A 16875-nucleotide genomic window follows, 5' to 3' on the forward strand; every position below is an offset into this window, starting at 1 on the left:
CGGTTTTGATACAGATCATGACGCGGTGATGCCGAGAGCGCGCAGCAGAGTGGTGTGGAAGGCCCGCCTCGACTCCTCCTTGGACAGCCGGCCTGCGGCGGTCTCCTCGCTCGCCGCGTGCGCGAGCCTGATCGTGACCTCGACGAGCCACTGCGCGGGCAGGCCGGCGTCGAACTCGCCGTCCGCCTGGCCGCGCCGGATCACGCGCTCCAGCAGCTCGGCGACCGGCGCGTGGCGGACCTGGTCGTCCCGCGCGGTCACGGGCAGCGCGCCGAGCCTCGCCAGGAGGGCGGGGTGCCGCCCGGCCGTGCGGTCCGCGGCGTCGAGCAGCCGCAGCAGCGCCTCGGCAGCCGGGCCGCCGCCGGGGCCGGTGGCCTCCATCGCGGCGACCGTCTCCTCGGTGAGGTGGTCGAGGACGGCCGCCAGCAACCGGTCACGGGAGGGGAAGTGGGCGTAGACGGTCTGCCGGCTCACCCCCGCGGCGGTGGCGATGGCGTCGACGCTGGCGTCGGGGTCGGAGTCGAGCAGCTCGACGGCCGCCGCCAGGATGGCGGCCCTGCTGCGGCGGGCGTCGGCGCGGCGGTTCCGGGTCGGGGACGAGCTCATCTCTTACACCTTGTCCAAGTTACTGGGCTGTGTATATCTTACAGCGCGTAAGAGTTATGGCAGCGCTGGGAGCATCGTGAAGACAGACCCGAAGACGTTCATCGCCGACTTCATCACGTCACTGACCGACGACCTGGTGAACACCGACGAGGATCCCGCCGTGATCATCGACCGCTACCACACGCCCGACGTCGTGCAGTACGCCGACGGGAACCGGATCGACCGGGACAAGCTCATCGCCCACACCCGCCCGGTACGCAAGAACCGCCCCGAGGGCCGCATGGAGGTGCACGAGGCGGTCAGGGACGGAGACCGCCTCGCCGCCCGCTACACCCTGCACGTACGCCAGCGCGGCAAGGAGCTGGCCATCGACGTGCACTTCTTCGGCAGCTTCGCCCCCGACGGCCGGATGCGCGAGGCCCACCTGCTCACCCGCACCCGGTGAGAGCGGGTCACTCCCACTCGATGGTGCCCGGCGGCTTGCTGGTGACGTCGAGCACCACCCGGTTGATCTCGCGCACCTCGTTGGTGATCCGCGTAGAGATGCGCGACAGCACGTCGTAGGGCACCCGCGACCAGTCGGCCGTCATCGCGTCCTCGGACGTCACCGGCCGCAGCACCACCGGATGCCCGTAGGTGCGCCCGTCGCCCTGCACGCCCACCGACCGGACGTCGGCCAGCAGCACCACCGGGCACTGCCAGATCTGCCGGTCGAGGCCGGCCCTGGACAGCTCTTCACGGGCGATGGCGTCGGCCTCGCGCAGGATGGCCAGCCGGTCGCGCGTCACCTCGCCGACGATGCGGATGCCGAGGCCGGGGCCGGGGAACGGCTGGCGCCAGACCATGGCGGCCGGCAGGCCGAGCTCCTCGCCGGCCCGGCGCACCTCGTCCTTGAACAGCGCCCGCAGCGGCTCCACCAGCTTGAACTGGAGGTCTTCCGGCAGGCCGCCGACATTGTGATGCGACTTGATGTTGGCGGTGCCGGTGCCGCCGCCCGACTCGACCACGTCGGGGTAGAGCGTGCCCTGGACCAGGAACTCCACCGGGCCGTCGGCCATGATGGCGCGCTGCTCGTCCTCGAAGACGCGGATGAACTCGCGACCGATGATCTTGCGCTTCTCCTCCGGGTCCGTGACGCCCTCCAGGGCCTTCAGGAACCGCTCGGAGGCGTCGACCACGCGCAGCTTGACGCCCGTGACGGCCACGAAGTCGCGCTCGACCTGCTCGGCCTCGCCCTTGCGCAGCAGGCCGTGATCGACGAACACGCAGGTCAGGCGCTCACCGATGGCACGCTGCACGATCGCGGCGGCCACCGCGGAGTCGACGCCGCCCGACAGCGCGCAGATGGCCCGGCCGTCGCCCACCTGGCGGCGCACGGCCTCGACGGAGTCCTCGACGATGTTGAGCATGGTCCACGACGGGCGGCAGCCGGCCGCCTCCAGGAAGTGCCTGAGCACGGCCTGGCCGTGCTCGGAGTGCAGCACCTCGGGGTGGAACTGCACGCCGTAGAGCCCGCGCTCGACGTTCTCGAACGCGGCGACCGGCGTCTCGCTGGTCGAGGCGGTCACCGCGAAGCCCTGGGGCGCGGCCGCCACGCTGTCGCCGTGGGACATCCACACGGTCTGGCTGGCGGGCAGGCCGGCGAAGATGACGCCCTCGTCGAGCACCTCCAGCGCGGTGCCGCCGTACTCGGCGACGCCCGTGCGGGCCACCTCGCCGCCCAGCGCCTGGGCCATGGCCTGGAAGCCGTAGCAGATGCCGAACGTGGGCACGCCCGTGGTGAACAACCCGTGCGGCACCGGCGGGGCACCCTCGGCGTAGACCGAGGAGGGGCCGCCGGACAGGATGATCGCCTTCGGGTTCTTCGCCATCATCTCCTCGACCGGCATGGTCGAGGGCACGATCTCGGAGTAGACGTGGCACTCGCGCACCCGCCTGGCGATGAGCTGCGCGTACTGTGCGCCGAAGTCGACCACCAGCACTGTGTCGAATTCAGACACCGTGAGAACCCCCCAAAGGCGAATGCGGTGACCTCAGTGTATCCGCCTTGGCTCTTACACCTGGCCTGGCTCCGGCCGACGTGCTAACACAGAACAATGGATCTTGTCTGGCCGGTGGTGGCGTGGGCCCTGTGGGTCGCCATGCTCGTCACCGCCTTCAAGGTGTCCAACCGGCACGACCCCGGGCAGGGCGCCGACGCGCCCCCGCCCGCCCCCGTGGCCGACCTCTTACGCGGCATGCGGGCCCAGGAGGTGTTCCACACGGCGCTGTTCGAGCTGGCCGGGCGCGGCCGGCTGACGGTCGAGGGCGATCACCTGTCCCTGGGGGCCCCGCTGGAGGAGCCGCTGCCGGCGTACGAGCGATGGGTCATGGAACGGGTGCGCGCCCGCATGGGCGGCGCCTCCGAGGCCGCGGTGATCGACCTCATGCCGGCGGCGGCCGAGCTCGACCGCGCGTTCGTCCCCCTCGTCCGCCGGCACGCCATCGAGCTGGGGCTGGCGCGGCGGCGCTGGCCGAGCCTGCTCGTGCCGGTGGTGCTCGCGGCCGCGCTCGTCGTCCCCTGGTACGCCACGGTCGCGGCGGCAGGAGTGTCCTGGCCCGGGATCATCGCCTCGGCGGTGTCGTTCGTGGCGGGGATCGGGCTGCTCATGGGCGGCCGCGGTTTCGTGCCGACCGTGCGCGGCCGCGAGGTCGCCGAGGCGGGCCCGGCGGGCCCCGAGCAGGAGTGGATCTTCACGGGCAGCGGCTGGCACAGCGGCGAGATCGAGCCCGCCAGGCCGCTCCCGGGGCGGCAGGAGGTCACCGGGCACGTCGTCAAGCGGTGGGCCGAGGCCGATCGCCACTACATCGCCCTGCACGACGGCAGCTCGGCCAAGGCCATCGCGTTCGAGGTCGAGCCGGGGCTCTATCACGACGTGCTGCCGGGCGACTCCGTACGGGTGCTGGTCAGGCCGCGCAGCGGCACCGTCGTGCGGGTGCTGGCCCACGACCGTCACTGGTAGCCGGGCAGGCTCCCGGTGAGCAGGGTCTCGGTCTGCTCGCGCAGCCTCTCGGCGTACCTGGGGTCGGTCAGCAGGAGGAACCGCTCCTCGCGGATGCCCGTCACCACCAGGCCGGCCACCTCGGACGGCTCCATGCCCCGCTCGGCCGCCCTGCTGACCCACTCCCGCGACTCCACCTCGTCCGCCGTCGGGGTGGTGGCCAGGCCGGCCGGGCGGGTCCGGTCGGAGTCGCCGATGCGGGTCCTGACCGCCCCCGGGCACAGCGCGCTCACGCGCAGCTTGGAACCGGTGGCGGTCAGGTCCTGGGCCAGCGACAGGGAGGCGGCCAGCGCGGCGTACTTGGTCACCGAGTAGCCACCCGACCCCGGCGAGGCGAACAGGCCGGCGACGGAGACGGTGTTGACGATGTGCCCCTCGGTGTCCTGCTCGATCATGCGCGGCACGAACTCGTGCACGCCGTGCAGCACGCCCCACAGGTTCACGCCGAGCAGCCAGGAGAAGTCCTCCTCGTCGCGGGTCCACATGTGGCCGCCCTGGAAGACGCCGGCGTTGTTGCAGAGCACGTGGACGGCCCCGAGCTCCCCGAAGCAGCGGTTGGCCAGGTGACGCACGGCCCAGGCGTCGGACACGTCGGTGATCTGCGTGAGCACCTCGACGTCACCGGCCAGCGCGGCCGTCTCGGCGAGCCCGCCGTGGTCGACGTCGGCGAGCATCAGCGTCATCCCCTCGGCCGCGAACCGGAGGGCCAGCGCCCGCCCGATGCCGCTCGCCGCACCTGTCACCACCGCGACCTTGCCGGAGAGCTCGCGCACGGACAAACCTCCCTAGCGAACCGACGCTACAGACGTTCCCCCGATCGGCCAGGCGGACGCTACCCGATCTCGCCCGCGCCTCGGAGGGCGGCGCCGATCAGGCCCAGGGGCGGCGCGCCGAGGTCGAGCAGCTGCTTGTGGAAGCGCTGCACGGTGTAGCCGGCGCCCCACTCGGCGCGGGCGCGCTCGCGCAGGTCCATGATGAGCAGCTTGCCCCAGGTGTAGCGGCCGTACGTCGGGTCGAACGAGGCCCGCCGCGCCTCCGACAGCGCCGCGGGGCCCGCCAGGTGCGTGTCGGACTCGAACCGCCTGGCGCCCTCCTCGACCGTCAACTGGCCGGTGTGCACGCCGATCGCGCAGGCCAGCCGGGTGACGCGGATCAGCGCCTCCACCCACACGCCGATCTCGAAGCGCGGGTCGTCCGACTCGAAGCCCTCCTCGACGCACAGTTCCTCGGCGTAGTGGGCCCAGCCCTCGATGAACGCCACCGACTGCAGCACCCTGCGCACCTCGGACGGCGCCCGCCGCAGCGCCCTGGCGTGCGAGAAGTGCCCGGGAGCGACCTCGTGCACGTTGATCGCGGGCAGCGTCGTGGCGCTGAAGACCTCCAGCCACTCCTCCTGGTCCTGTCGCGGCCAGGAGGTGTCGGGCGGGGTGATGTGGTACCACGACGGGCCCTCGGGCTCGCCCGGCGAGTTCCACGCCATCATGGCCATCGCCCAGCGGCGCGACTCGGGCGCCAGGCCCACCAGGCACTCGCCGTCGTGGTAGGGCACGAGGTCCTTCTCGCGGGTGAACGCGATGGCCTTCTCGGTGCCGATCCGCGCGGCCTCGATCACGCCCTCGGGGTCGGGGTGGTCCTTGACCAGCTCGCGTACGACGTCGAGCGGCGCCCGGTCCCGCTCCCCCAGCTTGGCGCAGGACTCGGCGAGCAGCGCCATCAGCCGGTCGCGCTCGGCGTCGGCCCGCTCGGCCAGCTTCCCGAGGTCGACCGGCAGGCCCTCGGCGGTGCCCATCAGCTTGGCCAGTGCCTCGGCGCCGAGCGAGGCGTCCGGGTCGCCCTCGGCCGCGGCCCGCTCCAGGTGGGCGACGAGCCTGGCGTGCGCCTTGAGCGCGGCCTCGTCCGTGATGCCGGCGGCCAGCCCCTTCGCGGCCCCGAGCAGGGACGTGGCGACGGGCGCCGCCACCTGGTCCAGCGCGGCCACGGCCTGGTCCACGGCCTCGGGCCAGCGCGCCAGGTGGGCGGCCCTGGCCGCGGCGCGCTCCTCCTCGGGGCCGTAGTCGCGGTCGTAGCAGGCCAGGTCGAGGTTGGAGAGGTGGAACAGCGGGTTCTTGCGGTGCAGCTCCAGGTCGCCGAGCTGGTCACGCAGGCTCTCCTCGAACACCTGTAGGTGCCTGGCGTCGTGTGCGTCCTCCGGCGCGGGCCCCTGGCCGAGTCGTGCCAGCCCGGCCCGTACGCCGTCAGGCGACAGGTCCTGGATCTGACCGTCGTACTCGTGCCTGCCGCCGCCCTCGCGCGCCTCGGCCACCATCAGGTCCGTGATGGCTCGCAGCCTGGCGTCAAGTTCTGTCATGCCGCCGACGCTAGCGCACCGCCTTTGGGATCTTAAGTACCCATAAATATAGGCGCGGAGTGGAGGGATCGCCGGGCAGGATGTCCGCCATGGCCATCCGTATCACCACGCTCGCCGAACGCCCGGAATTCGCCGCGACGCTCTGGGACATGGACCACACGTGGCAGCGGTTCATGCTGGAGGACCCGGTCGCGGACCAGTACTACGCGCTGGTCAAGACCGCCTACCCGGACCACGTGCTGGTGGCCGACGACGACGCGGAGCCCGGGCGGCTGGTGGCGCGGGGCTACATGACGCCGTTCGTGTCGAACGGGGGCGAGCTGCCCGACAACGGCTGGGACGGGGTGATCCAGTCCGGCTGGCTGGCCAGGGCGGCCGGCCGGCCGACGGACGCCGTCTCCGCCCTGGAGATCACCGTCCGCCGCGACCTGCTGCGCAACGGCCTGTCCGCGACGATGCTGGCCGCGCTGCGCGGCCAGGCCGCCCGGCTCGGCCATCGCGAGCTCGTCGCCCCGGTGCGCCCCAACCTCAAGCACCTCGAACCGCACACCCCCATGAGCGAGTACGCCTTCAGGACGCGCGCCGACGGTCTGCCCCACGACGCCTGGCTCCGGGTGCACGTGCGGGCGGGCGGCGAGATCGTCAAGGTGGCGCCCCGGTCGATGGTGGTCGCGGGCACGCTGGCGGAGTGGCGCGACTGGACCGGCCTGCCCTTCGACCGCTCAGGGCCGGTGGAGGTGCCGGGCGCGCTCAGCCCGGTGCACTGCGACGTGCGCCAGGACCACGCCGTCTACGTGGAGCCGAACGTCTGGGTCAGGCACCCCGTCTGACCGCCCCCTACTTCAGCCGCGCCCGCCGCATCACCTTCAGCGCCGTCGCCAGCACCCCCGCCCACCTCTCGTACGACATCCCGGCCGGCGGCTCGAACCCCAGCCACCCCGCCTGCGAGGCCACCGCCTTGGCCTCGGTGTAGCGCAGCAGCCCCTCGATCCCGTGCCGGCGGCCCAGCCCGGACGCCTTCATGCCGCCCATGGGCACGTCGTAGGACGCGTACGCCGAGGCGTACCCCTCGTTGATGTTGACCGTCCCGGCGCGCACCCTGGCGGCCAGGCGGCGGGCGCGGGGCGGGCTGGAGGTCCAGATGGAGGCGTTGAGGCCGTAGACGGTGTCGTTGGCCAGCTCGACCGCCTCGTCCTCGGTGGCGAAGGGGTAGAGCGCCACCACGGGCCCGAACGTCTCGTTGCGGCACAGCTCCATGTCCTCGCCGACCCCGGTGAGCACGGTCGGCTCGTAGAACAGCGGGCCGAGGTCGGGCCTGGCCCTGCCGCCGGTCAGCACCTTCGCGCCCTTGGCGACGGCGTCGTCCACGTGCGCGGTGACGGTGTCGAGCTGGCGGCGGGAGGTGAGCGAGCCCATCTGCACCGACCAGTCGTGCCCGGCGCCCAGCTTGAGCGCCCGGGCCGCGCGGGCGAAGCGGTCGGCGAAGGCGTCGAAGACGGACGCGTGCACGTACAGGCGCTCGATCGACAGGCAGAGCTGGCCCGCGTTGGTGAAGCAGGCCCGGATGGCGCCCTGCACGGCCACGTCGAGGTCGGCGTCGTCGAGCACGATCATCGGGTTCTTGCCGCCGAGCTCCAGCGAGCAGCCGATGAGCCGCTTGGCGGCCTCCTCGGCGACCTTCCTGCCGCCGCGCGTGGAGCCGGTGAAGACGACGTAGTCGGCGTGGTCGAGCAGCGCGTCGCCGATGCCGGCCGGCTCGCCGAGCACGACCTGCCAGATCTCGCGGGGCATGCCCAGCTCGGCCAGCAGGTCGATGGTCCACAGCGTGGACAGGGCGGTCTGGGTGTCGGGCTTGTGCACGATCGTGTTGCCGGCCAGCAGCGCGGGCACCGCGTCGGTGACGCCCAGCGCGAGCGGGTAGTTCCACGGGCTGATCAGGGCCACCACGCCCTTGGGCCGGCGCAGCTCCGTCACGCGGGTGGCGCCGGGCAGGATGCCCTTGCGCGCCCGCGGGGCGAGCAGGCGCGGCGCGCGGCGGGCGTAGTAGAGGCTGCAGCCCGCGACGTCGAGCACCTCCTCGAAGGCGTGCTTGCGGGCCTTGCCCGTCTCGTTCTGGACGATGTCGAGGATCTCGTCCCTGCGATCGAGGATGGCGTCGTGCAGGAGGAGGAAGGGCCTGGCCCTTTCCGCGGGCGATCTGCCCGCCCAGGCCTCCTGGGCCGCCCTGGCCCTGCCGTACGCCGCCCGGACGTCCTCGGCGTCGGAAATGGGCAGCTCAGCGAGGGTTTCTCCGGTGAACGGAGCGATGACGGACTGTGTCCTACCACTGGACGTGACCTGCATCTCAGAAGCATATTCCGCGGTGCTACCGGCGGGTAGTTTTTGCGGATCCGCGGCATAGGGCCAGAATCCCCTCATGGCATCCTTCGCTCAGCTCCGGCCCGGAGATCCACAGCGGCTGGGGGGCTTCGAGCTCCTCGGCCGGCTCGGCGAGGGCGGTCAAGGCGTCGTTTACCTGGCCAAGGACCACTCGGGCCACAACGTGGCCGTCAAGTGGCTGCGTCCCGACCTGTCGGGCGACCAGGTGAGCGTGGAGCGGTTCCTGCGCGAGGTCCAGGTGGCCCAGCAGGTCGCGCCCTTCTGCACCGCCGCCGTCCTGGGCACAGGGGTCGAGCAGGACAGGCCGTTCATCGTCAGCGAGTTCATCGAGGGCCCCTCCTTACAGCGGGTCGTGCAGGAGGAGGGGCCGCGCACTGGCTCGGTCCTGCACCGGCTGGCCATCGGCACCGCCACGGCGCTGGCCGCCATCCACCAGGCCGGCATCGTGCACCGCGACTTCAAGCCGGCGAACGTGATCATCGGCGCCGACGGGCCGCGCGTGATCGACTTCGGCATCGCCCGCGCGCTCAACGCCACCTCCACGATCAGCAGCATGGTCGTGGGCACGCCGTCGTACATGCCGCCCGAGCAGGTCATGGGTCACACCGTGGGGCCGGCCGCCGACATGTTCTCCTGGGCCAGCGCCATGGTGTTCGCCGCCTCCGGGCGGGCGCCGTTCGGCAGCGACACGATGCCCGCGGTGATCAACCGCGTGCTCAACCAGCAGCCCGACCTGGGCGCGCTCGGCGAGGGCCCGCTGCGTGACGTGGTGGTGGCGTGCCTGGCCAAGGACCCGGCGCAGCGGCCCACGGCGGAGCAGGTGATCATGCGCCTGCTGCAGCAGCCCGCGCCGAACCCCGGCATGCTGGCGCAGGGCGCCGCAGAGGCCGCCCCCGCCGGGCCCCACCCGCCTCCCACCGGCCCGCCCTCGGGGCCGCTCTCCGGGTCACCCTCGGGCCCGTACGGAGGCCCGTCCTCAGGCCCGTACGCGAGCCCGTCCTCGGGCCCGCCCTCGGGCCCACCGTTCGGCTCTCCCACCGGCCCTGCCCCGGGCTCGCCGTTCGCGTCACCGGCCGGCTCCCCGTCGGGGCCGATGTCCGGCAACGTCCCGTACGCGACCGGCGCCCAGTTCCCCCAGCACCCGCACCAGCAGCCCCCGTGGCAGCAGCCCACGATCCCGCCCTACGGGCAGCAGCACCAGCAGGGCATGTACACGCAGGCGCCGCCGCGCAGGAGCGGCAGGGGCCCGCTGATCGCCGGCGTCACGGTGGCGGTCGCGCTGCTCATGCTCGCCGGCGTCATCGTGTTCATCCAGATCGACAAGTCCTCGACGACGTCGGTGGCGATCGGGACCAGCACCCCGGACCCCAGGCGTTCGTCGAAGAGCGCCGATCCCAGGACGAGCAGCACCCCGTCCGACAGCCCGTCCCAGACCGCGCAGGCGAGCGTGCCGGCGACCGGCACCAAGCGGACGCTGCCCGGCGGCAAGATCTCCCTGTACGAGAACCCCGCCGACGCCATCGTCCTGACCTCCTACGAGGTCTACGACAAGCCGAAGGACGACTGGATCGACTACGCCAGGAACTCGCTGCGCGGCACGTTCACGAAGTACCAGGGCAACTGGGAGTCGGTCGTCTCCCCCGACGGGAAGCTCCTGGCCGCCAGGGGCAGGAGCTACAGCTCCGACGACTTCGACTTCATCGTGATCACCGAGCGCGACTCCGGCGAGCGTACGACGATCAAGACCGTCAAGGAACCTCTGATCAGCAGCATCAGGGCCTGGTCGAAGGACGGCTCCAGGATCCTGCTGAACATCGAGAAGAAGAGCGGCAGCAAGTGGCACTACCTCGGCTTCGTCATCGTGGACGTGACCGCGAAGACGGCCGACGTGGTCAACGTGAGCGACACCTCCATCCGTGAGACCTCCTTCGGCTTCGACGGCGACGACGAGGGCGTGGTCAACGTCTACGGCAGCGAGACCAACCGCAACCTGCGCTTCTTCGACACCGAGGGCAAGGCCACCCGCTCGCTGAAGGGCATCGGCACGCTCTCCGCCGGCACGCAGGACATCTTCTCGCCGTCGGGCGAGGCGTTCGTCACCAACTGCCCCAACGGCGGCGACGGCGACCACTGCATCTGGGACGCCACGACGGGCGAGCGCCTGCAGAAGTTCTCCTCCGACTGCGACAAGGTGCTCGGCTTCTACGACGAGAGCCACCTCTACTGCTGGGAGCAGGACAACGGCGCCAACGACGAGATCCAGGTGCTCGACTTCACCGGCAAGCTGCTGCGCAAGATGCTCGAAGTGCCCGACGATCTCGACTTCAGCCCGGCCTTCACCGTGAATCCGTCCAGAGGCTCCTGAACCATCCCGCTCACGCAGCCGTGATGAGGGCATGAAGACGTTGATCCGCACGGCCGTGACCGCCGCCGCGCTGGCGGCGGTCACGGCCGCCTGCACCTCTTCGACGGGAGGCTCCACGGCCCCGCCCCCGAAGGCGACGGCGCTCGGCGCCGTCCGCCTGGTGGCCTACAGCAGTTGCGACGACGCGCTGGCCGGCCTGCGGGAGCAGGCCGCCGCCAACGTCACCGCGTACGGCTTCGGCGGCGTCATGCCGTTCGCGGTCGCGCAGGACGCGGCGGCCGAGAGCAAGGCCAGGGTGGCGGCGACGCCGGAGCACTCCACCACGAACGTGCACGAGGCCGGGGTGGACGAGCCCGACCTGGTCAAGACCGACGGCGACCGGGTCATCACGGTCGCGGACGGCACGCTGCGGATCATCGACACGGCCACCAGGAGGATCACCGGGTCGGTCAGGCTGACCGAGGGCGAGGGCGGCCCCGGGATCCCCGGCGGCCTGCTGGTCTCGGGCGACCGCGCGCTGGTGCTCATGCGCGGCGGCGACATCATGTACAAGACGCGGCCGATCGGGCCGCCCGCCGACACCCGTTACGTCGTGGTGGACCTGGCGGGCGAGCCCAGGGTGCTGAGCACGATCCGGCCACAGGGCTCGTACGTGGACGCCAGGATGATCGGCTCCACCGTCCGGCTCGTCACCCGCAGCCAGCCCGACATCGCCTTCCCCGAGCCGAAGCAGAACGCCACCGAGGCCGACCTGCTCAAGGCGAACCAGGACACCGTCCGGCGCGCGCCGGTGGACGCCTGGCTGCCGAAGATCGAGATCACGGACGCGTCGGGCGCCGTCAGGAAGGACACGGTGAAGTGCGAGCGGGTCAGCCACCCCGCCGGCTACACCGGCACCTCGATGCTGACCGTGCACACCATCGACCTGGCGCAGGGCGTCACGGCGGCGGGCACCGACCCGATCAGCCTGGCCGCCGACGGCGACGTGGTGTACGGCACCGGCCAGAGCCTGTACGTGGTTAGCAACCCGCGCTGGTGGTTCCCCGTGGCCCGCCCGCTCCCCGTCGAGGAGGCGCCGGCCTCTTCGGACGCGGTCGCCCCCGCGGTGGAGCCCACCCCCGGCGACGCGGCGGTGCCCCCGGCGAGCCCCCGGCCGACGCCCACGATGCCGCCGGAGGAGACGGAGGTGCACCGGTTCGACATCACCAGGCCCGGCGCGCCCGCGTACGTGGCCTCGGGCAAGGTGCCGGGGCGGCTGCTGAACCAGTACTCGCTGTCGGAGCACGACGGTCACCTGCGCGTCGCCACCACCGTGGACTCCGGCGACGAGAAGACCAGCTCCAGCGCCGTCCACGTGCTCAGGGCCGACACCCTGGCCCAGGTCGGCGAGGTAGGCGGCCTGGGCAAGGGCGAACGCATCTACTCGGTCAGGTTCATCGGGGCGGTCGGCTACTGCGTCACGTTCCGGCAGGTCGACCCGCTCTACACGCTGGACCTGCGCGATCCGGCGGCGCCCAGGGTGACGGGCGAGCTGAAGATCACGGGTTACTCGGCGTACCTGCACCCCGGCAGCGAGGGCCGGCTCATCGGCATCGGGCAGGAGGCCAGCGAGCAGGGCAGGACGCTGGGCACGCAGGTCTCGCTGTTCGACGTCAGCGACCCGGGCACGCCGCGCCGGCTGTCGCAGTTCTTCCAGAAGGACTCGGGCTCCGGGGCCGAGTGGGACCCGCACGCGTTCCTGTACTGGCCGAAGACGGGCCTGTCGGTGATCCCGCTGAACAAGATGAACGAGTCGGGCGCGCTCGTGCTCCAGATCGGTGACGCGGAGGTCAAGGAGCTGGGCATGATCAAGCACCCGAAGCAGCGTCAGGAGGGCGGCTACAGCTACGAGCCGGGCATCCAGCGCTCGATCGTCATCGGCGACTCGTTGTGGACGGTCTCGTACGAGGGTGTCCAGGTCAACGACCTCGCCACGCTGGCCTCACAAGCGTGGATCCCACTCCGTTAAGCAACCAAAGGGCGCCGGTTCGTAGCGAACCGGCGCCCTTTTTGTGGACTTATCCCGACAAATGGTGAAAACTTTGCTTACACCCCACTGTCGGACCGGTTGGTTCGTGTCATAGCGGGCGGGCCGGTCCCGAACCAGAAAGGGCCCACGCTGCCATGCGACCACGCACCCCCCTGCTCGCATTGCTCGTCAGCGCACTGGCGTTACTCGCCGCGCCCCTGCCCGTCTCCGCCGCGGCGGCCGCCCCGGACGGCACGTACATCGTCCAGCTCAACCCCGCCATGCGGGCGCCGCGCGGCGCCGCCCAGGACCAGGTCGCCGGCCTCGGCGGGCAGCTCGTCGGCGTGTACGAGCACGCGTTCAAGGGCTACACCGCCCGCCTGAGCGCGACCGCCGCCGAACAGCTCAAGCGCAACCCGAACGTCATCAGCGTGGAGCCCGACGCCGAGGTGCACGCCTTCGTGCAGACCGTGCCCACGGGCGTCAGGCGCATCTTCGGCCCGGACAACCCGAACCTGGACATCGACGGCACCGACGACGTCCGCATCGACGTGGACGTCGCCGTGGTCGACAGCGGCGTGGACAACACCCATCCCGACCTCAACGTGGTCGCCCGGGCCAACTGCCTGACCGGCCTGTGCGTCAACAACTCCGGCACCGACGACAACGGCCACGGCTCGCACGTCGCGGGCACCGTCGGCGCCCTCGACAACACCATCGGCCCGGTGGGCGTGGCGCCCGGCGCCCGCATCCACGGCGTCAAGGTGCTCAACGCGGCCGGCTCCGGCACCCTGTCCGGCATCGCCGCCGGCATCAACTGGGTGGTGGCGCGCGCCTCCACCATCGAGGTCATCAACCTCAGCCTCGGCTGCAACGGCTGCTCCAGCAGCGCGATCAGCACGGCGATCACCAACGCGGTCAACGCCGGCATCGTGGTCGTGGTGGCCGCGGGCAACAGCCACACGAACACCTCCTCCTTCTTCCCCGCCAACCACCCCGACGTGGTCACCGTCTCCGCGCTGACCGACAACGACGGTTTGGCCGGCGGCGCCGGGGGCAGCACGCTCTCGTGCCGCAGCGAGACCGATCAGGACGACACCTCGGCGTTCTACTCCAACTACGGCTCCACGGTGGAGATCACGGCGCCGGGCACGTGCATCTACTCGACCTACCGCGCAGGCGGCTACGCCACGATCAGCGGCACCTCGATGGCCAGCCCGCACGTGGCGGGCGCGGCCGCCCTGCTCACGTCGGGCACCCACAAGCCGACGAACCGGACGGGCTCGCTGTCCGTCCGTAGCACGCTGATCTCGACGGGCAACCTCAACTGGACCGACGACTCGGGCGACGGCGTCAAGGAGCCGCTGCTCGACGTGCACGACGCCACGCGCTACCCGCCGGCGTAGAACCATCCTGGACGGGGCGGTCCGCGGACCCCGCAGCGCCGCGGGCCGCCCCCTCAGGTATGTTCCGGCACCACGACGGGGACGATCTCCGGCGCGCCGAGCCTGATCGCGTCGGCCTCGTGGTCGGAGTCCTGCTCCTGCGAGCGGCGCTCGGCCTCCACGCGCTTGGTGTAGTACTCGACCTCCCGCTTGACCTGCTCGCCGTCCCAGTCGAGCGGCTCGGCCAGCAGCTCGGCGGACTCCTGCGCCACCGCCACCCCGCGGTGGAAGGTCTCGATGGAGATGCGCGTCCGCCGGGTCAGCACGTCGTTCAGGTGCCGGGCGCCCTCGTGGGTGGCGGCGTAGACGATCTCGGCGCGCAGGTAGTCGTCGGCCCCCGCCAGCGGCCGCGCCAGCGACGGGTCCTGCTCGATCAGCTCCAGCAGCTCGTCGATCAGCGAGCCGTAACGCTGCAGCAGGTGCTCGATCCTGGCCACGTGCAGCCCCGACTCCTGGGCGATGCGGTGCCGGGAGTTCCACAGCGCCTGGTAGCCCTCCGCGCCGGCGAGCGGGATGCGGTCGGTGCACGAGCGCGGCACCCGCTGGTCCAGGCCGTGCGCCACGGCGTCCACCGCGTCCTTGGCCATGACCCGGTACGTCGTGTACTTCCCGCCGGCGATCATCACCAGCCCCGGCACCGGGTGCGCGACCACGTGCTCCCTGGACAGCTTGGACGTCTCGTCCGACTCGCCCGACAGCAGCGGCCGCAGCCCCGCGTACACGCCTTCGACGTCGTCGCGGGTCAGCGGCACCGACAGGACCGCGTTGACGTGGTCGAGCAGGTAGTCGATGTCGGTGCGGGAGGCCGCGGGGTGGCTCTTGTCGAGCGTCCACTCCGTGTCGGTGGTGCCGATGATCCAGTGGCGGCCCCACGGGATCACGAACAGCACCGACTTCTCCGTACGCAGGATGATGCCGGTCAGCGAGTGGATGCGGTCGCGCGGGACGACGAGGTGGATGCCCTTGGAGGCGCGGACGTGGATCTGGCCGCGCCCGCCCACCAGCTCCTGGATGTCGTCGGTCCAGACGCCGGTCGCGTTGACCACCTGGCGGGCGCGTACCTCGAACTCCTCGCCGAGCTCCAGGTCGCGCACCCGCACGCCGGTGACCCGCTCGCCCTCCCGCAGGAACCCCACCACCTGCGCCCTGGGCGCGATGTGCGCGCCGTACGTGGCCGCCGTGCGCAGCATCATCATCACGTAGCGGGCGTCGTCGACCTGGGCGTCCCAGTACTGGACGGCGCCGGTGAAGGCGGTCTTCTTCAGCGCGGGCGCCAGCCGCAGCGCCCGCGACCTGGACAGGTGCCGGTGCCCCGGCACCCCGCGGGTCAGCCCGGTGGCGAAGCCCAGCGTGTCGTACAGCGCCACGCCCGCGCCCACGTAGGGGCGCTCCCACCCGTAGTGGGTCAGCGGGAACAGGAACGGCACCGGCCGTACCAGGTGCGGCGCGATGCGCTGCAGCAGCAGCGCCCGCTCCTGCAACGCCTCGCGCACCAGCTCGAAGTTGAGCTGCTCCAGGTAGCGCAGGCCGCCGTGGATCAGCTTGGACGAGCGCGACGAGGTGCCCGAGGCGAAGTCGCGCGCCTCGACGAGCGCCACGTCGAGCCCGCGGGTCGCGGCGTCGAGCGCGATGCCCGCCCCGACGACGCCGCCGCCGACCACGACCACGTCGAGCTCCTGGGACGACATACGGTCCAGCGCCTCTGCCCGCTCTGCGGGCCCGAGCCGGGCCGCGCTCTTTCCCGACGTCATATCTCCCCCTGGAACGCCTGTGGTCTGCGTTCCATACCTACCCGCGGACGTATCGCCCTGTAACGCCCTCAGGCACGGACGACCTTCACACCCGCGTCCGTGAGCTCCCCCGCCAGCCGGTCGGAGAGCTGGGCGTCGGTGACCAGCGTGTCGATCTGGCCGATCGGGCAGATGCGGGAGAAGGCCCGCTTGCCGATCTTGGAGGAGTCGGCCACCACCACGACCTGCGCAGCCCTGCTGATCAGCAGGTGGTTCACGCTGGCCTCGCCCTCGTGGTGGGCCGAGGCCCCGAGCTCGACCTCCAGCCCGTCCACGCCCAGGAACGCCACGTCCAGGGTCACCTGCTCCAGCACGCCGCCGGCCAGCGGCCCGATCAGCTCGTACGACTGCTGCCTGGCCACCCCGCCGGTGACCACGATCTTGACGTGCTGCCGGACGGTCAGCTCGGCCGCGATGTTCAGGGCGTTGGTGACGATCGTGAACCCGCTCTCCAGCGTCGGCAGCGTCGCGAGGGTGCGGGCCAGCTCGGACGTCGTGGTCCCGCCGTTGAGCCCGATCACGGCGCCGGGCGTCACCAGCTCGGCCGCCGCCAGGGCGATGCGGTGCTTCTCGTCGGCGTGCCTGGCCGTCTTGTACCGCAGCGGCAGGTCGTAGCTGACGCTCTGCGCCACCGCTCCGCCCCGCGTGCGCATGAGCATCTGCTGCTGGGCGAGCTGGTCGAAGTCCCGCCGGATCGTCGCGGTGGAGACGTCGAGCGCCTGGGCCGCCTCCTCCACCGACAGCCTGCCCTCCTGCGCCAGCAGCTCGAGGATGGCGTTCCAGCGGTCGTAGCGGGACACGGAGGCCTCCTGGGGGCATGGGGAACAGGAGCAAGCGTGGCACACCCAGGAACGCCAGGGCTACCAGTGTTCATTTATGCCCATTCCTGATATA

General features: G+C 71.7%; 13 protein-coding genes. 6 read left to right on the top strand and 7 right to left on the bottom strand.

Annotated features, from left to right (window positions below; translation table 11 throughout):
• Window positions 1–15 precede the first annotated feature (15 nt).
• Window positions 16–606, bottom strand: a complete 591-nt coding sequence (locus tag HD597_RS45435) for a TetR/AcrR family transcriptional regulator (protein ID WP_253752654.1) — start codon at window positions 604–606, stop codon at window positions 16–18.
• A gap of 76 nt (window positions 607–682) precedes the next feature.
• On the opposite strand from HD597_RS45435, the gene HD597_RS45440 reads away from it, so the two are divergent.
• Window positions 683–1051 (top strand): nuclear transport factor 2 family protein, encoded by a 369-nt coding sequence (locus tag HD597_RS45440; protein WP_253752657.1) that lies wholly within the window; start codon window positions 683–685, stop codon window positions 1049–1051.
• A gap of 7 nt (window positions 1052–1058) precedes the next feature.
• Here the strand turns inward: HD597_RS45440 and guaA are convergent, their stop codons facing one another.
• The gene (guaA, locus tag HD597_RS45445; protein ID WP_253752660.1) at window positions 1059–2606 is read right to left on the bottom strand and encodes a glutamine-hydrolyzing GMP synthase; all 1548 of its coding nucleotides are present in this window, start codon (window positions 2604–2606) and stop codon (window positions 1059–1061) included.
• A 96-nt stretch (window positions 2607–2702) separates the two neighbouring features.
• Here guaA and HD597_RS45450 point away from each other — a divergent pair, with 96 nt between their 5' ends.
• Window positions 2703–3608 carry a DUF2207 domain-containing protein gene (locus HD597_RS45450; protein WP_253752663.1) on the top strand — a complete coding sequence of 302 codons (906 nt, stop codon included), beginning with the start codon at window positions 2703–2705 and terminating at the stop codon, window positions 3606–3608.
• On the opposite strand, the gene HD597_RS45455 is transcribed toward HD597_RS45450, so the two are convergent.
• Together HD597_RS45455 and HD597_RS45460 are read right to left on the bottom strand one after the other, a co-directional pair.
• The gene (locus tag HD597_RS45455) at window positions 3599–4420 is read right to left on the bottom strand and encodes an SDR family NAD(P)-dependent oxidoreductase (protein ID WP_253752666.1); all 822 of its coding nucleotides are present in this window, start codon (window positions 4418–4420) and stop codon (window positions 3599–3601) included. The genes HD597_RS45450 and HD597_RS45455 overlap by 10 nt on opposite strands.
• Window positions 4421–4479: 59 nt before the next feature.
• Window positions 4480–5994: a DUF885 family protein gene (locus tag HD597_RS45460; protein WP_253752670.1), complete on the bottom strand. Its 1515-nt coding sequence runs from the start codon at window positions 5992–5994 to the stop codon at window positions 4480–4482.
• 89 nt (window positions 5995–6083) lie between these two features.
• Between HD597_RS45460 and HD597_RS45465 the strand changes: the two genes are divergently transcribed.
• Window positions 6084–6824, top strand: coding sequence for an N-acetyltransferase (locus HD597_RS45465; protein WP_253752674.1), 741 nt, complete (start codon window positions 6084–6086; stop codon window positions 6822–6824).
• A 7-nt stretch (window positions 6825–6831) separates the two neighbouring features.
• On the opposite strand, the gene HD597_RS45470 is transcribed toward HD597_RS45465, so the two are convergent.
• The gene (locus HD597_RS45470) at window positions 6832–8337 is read right to left on the bottom strand and encodes a succinic semialdehyde dehydrogenase (protein ID WP_253752685.1); all 1506 of its coding nucleotides are present in this window, start codon (window positions 8335–8337) and stop codon (window positions 6832–6834) included.
• Window positions 8338–8410: 73 nt separating this feature from the next.
• Between HD597_RS45470 and HD597_RS45475 the strand changes: the two genes are divergently transcribed.
• From HD597_RS45475 to HD597_RS45485, 3 genes are all read left to right on the top strand, one after another.
• Window positions 8411–10738: a WD40 repeat domain-containing serine/threonine protein kinase gene (locus tag HD597_RS45475; RefSeq protein WP_253752687.1), complete on the top strand. Its 2328-nt coding sequence runs from the start codon at window positions 8411–8413 to the stop codon at window positions 10736–10738.
• Between the two features lie 31 nt (window positions 10739–10769).
• On the top strand, window positions 10770–12746 hold the full coding sequence (locus HD597_RS45480) for a beta-propeller domain-containing protein (RefSeq protein WP_253752689.1): 1977 nt from the start codon (window positions 10770–10772) through the stop codon (window positions 12744–12746).
• 155 nt (window positions 12747–12901) lie between these two features.
• Window positions 12902–14152, top strand: coding sequence for a S8 family peptidase (locus HD597_RS45485; protein ID WP_253752691.1), 1251 nt, complete (start codon window positions 12902–12904; stop codon window positions 14150–14152).
• A 53-nt stretch (window positions 14153–14205) separates the two neighbouring features.
• Here the strand turns inward: HD597_RS45485 and HD597_RS45490 are convergent, their stop codons facing one another.
• Window positions 14206–15942, bottom strand: a complete 1737-nt coding sequence (locus tag HD597_RS45490; RefSeq protein ID WP_253752693.1) for a glycerol-3-phosphate dehydrogenase/oxidase — start codon at window positions 15940–15942, stop codon at window positions 14206–14208.
• A 68-nt stretch (window positions 15943–16010) separates the two neighbouring features.
• Complete coding sequence (locus tag HD597_RS45495) at window positions 16011–16781, bottom strand: DeoR/GlpR family DNA-binding transcription regulator (protein ID WP_253752695.1); 771 nt, start codon at window positions 16779–16781, stop codon at window positions 16011–16013.
• Window positions 16782–16875: the final 94 nt, after the last annotated feature.

It is taken from the genome of Nonomuraea thailandensis (assembly GCF_024172165.1).
Lineage (GTDB): Bacteria > Actinomycetota > Actinomycetes > Streptosporangiales > Streptosporangiaceae > Nonomuraea > Nonomuraea thailandensis.

Bases quoted from the DNA above. Each gene is read 5' to 3' on its own strand.
- HD597_RS45480 (WP_253752689.1), top strand. From the start codon at position 10,770: ATGAAGACGTTGATCCGCACGGCCGTGACCGCCGCCGCGCTGGCGGCG.
- HD597_RS45470 (WP_253752685.1), bottom strand. From the start codon at position 8,337: ATGCAGGTCACGTCCAGTGGTAGGACACAGTCCGTCATCGCTCCGTTC.
- HD597_RS45465 (WP_253752674.1), top strand. From the start codon at position 6,084: ATGGCCATCCGTATCACCACGCTCGCCGAACGCCCGGAATTCGCCGCG.
- HD597_RS45435 (WP_253752654.1), bottom strand. From the start codon at position 606: ATGAGCTCGTCCCCGACCCGGAACCGCCGCGCCGACGCCCGCCGCAGC.
- HD597_RS45475 (WP_253752687.1), top strand. From the start codon at position 8,411: ATGGCATCCTTCGCTCAGCTCCGGCCCGGAGATCCACAGCGGCTGGGG.
- HD597_RS45460 (WP_253752670.1), bottom strand. From the start codon at position 5,994: ATGACAGAACTTGACGCCAGGCTGCGAGCCATCACGGACCTGATGGTG.
- HD597_RS45485 (WP_253752691.1), top strand. From the start codon at position 12,902: ATGCGACCACGCACCCCCCTGCTCGCATTGCTCGTCAGCGCACTGGCG.
- HD597_RS45490 (WP_253752693.1), bottom strand. From the start codon at position 15,942: ATGACGTCGGGAAAGAGCGCGGCCCGGCTCGGGCCCGCAGAGCGGGCA.
- HD597_RS45450 (WP_253752663.1), top strand. From the start codon at position 2,703: ATGGATCTTGTCTGGCCGGTGGTGGCGTGGGCCCTGTGGGTCGCCATG.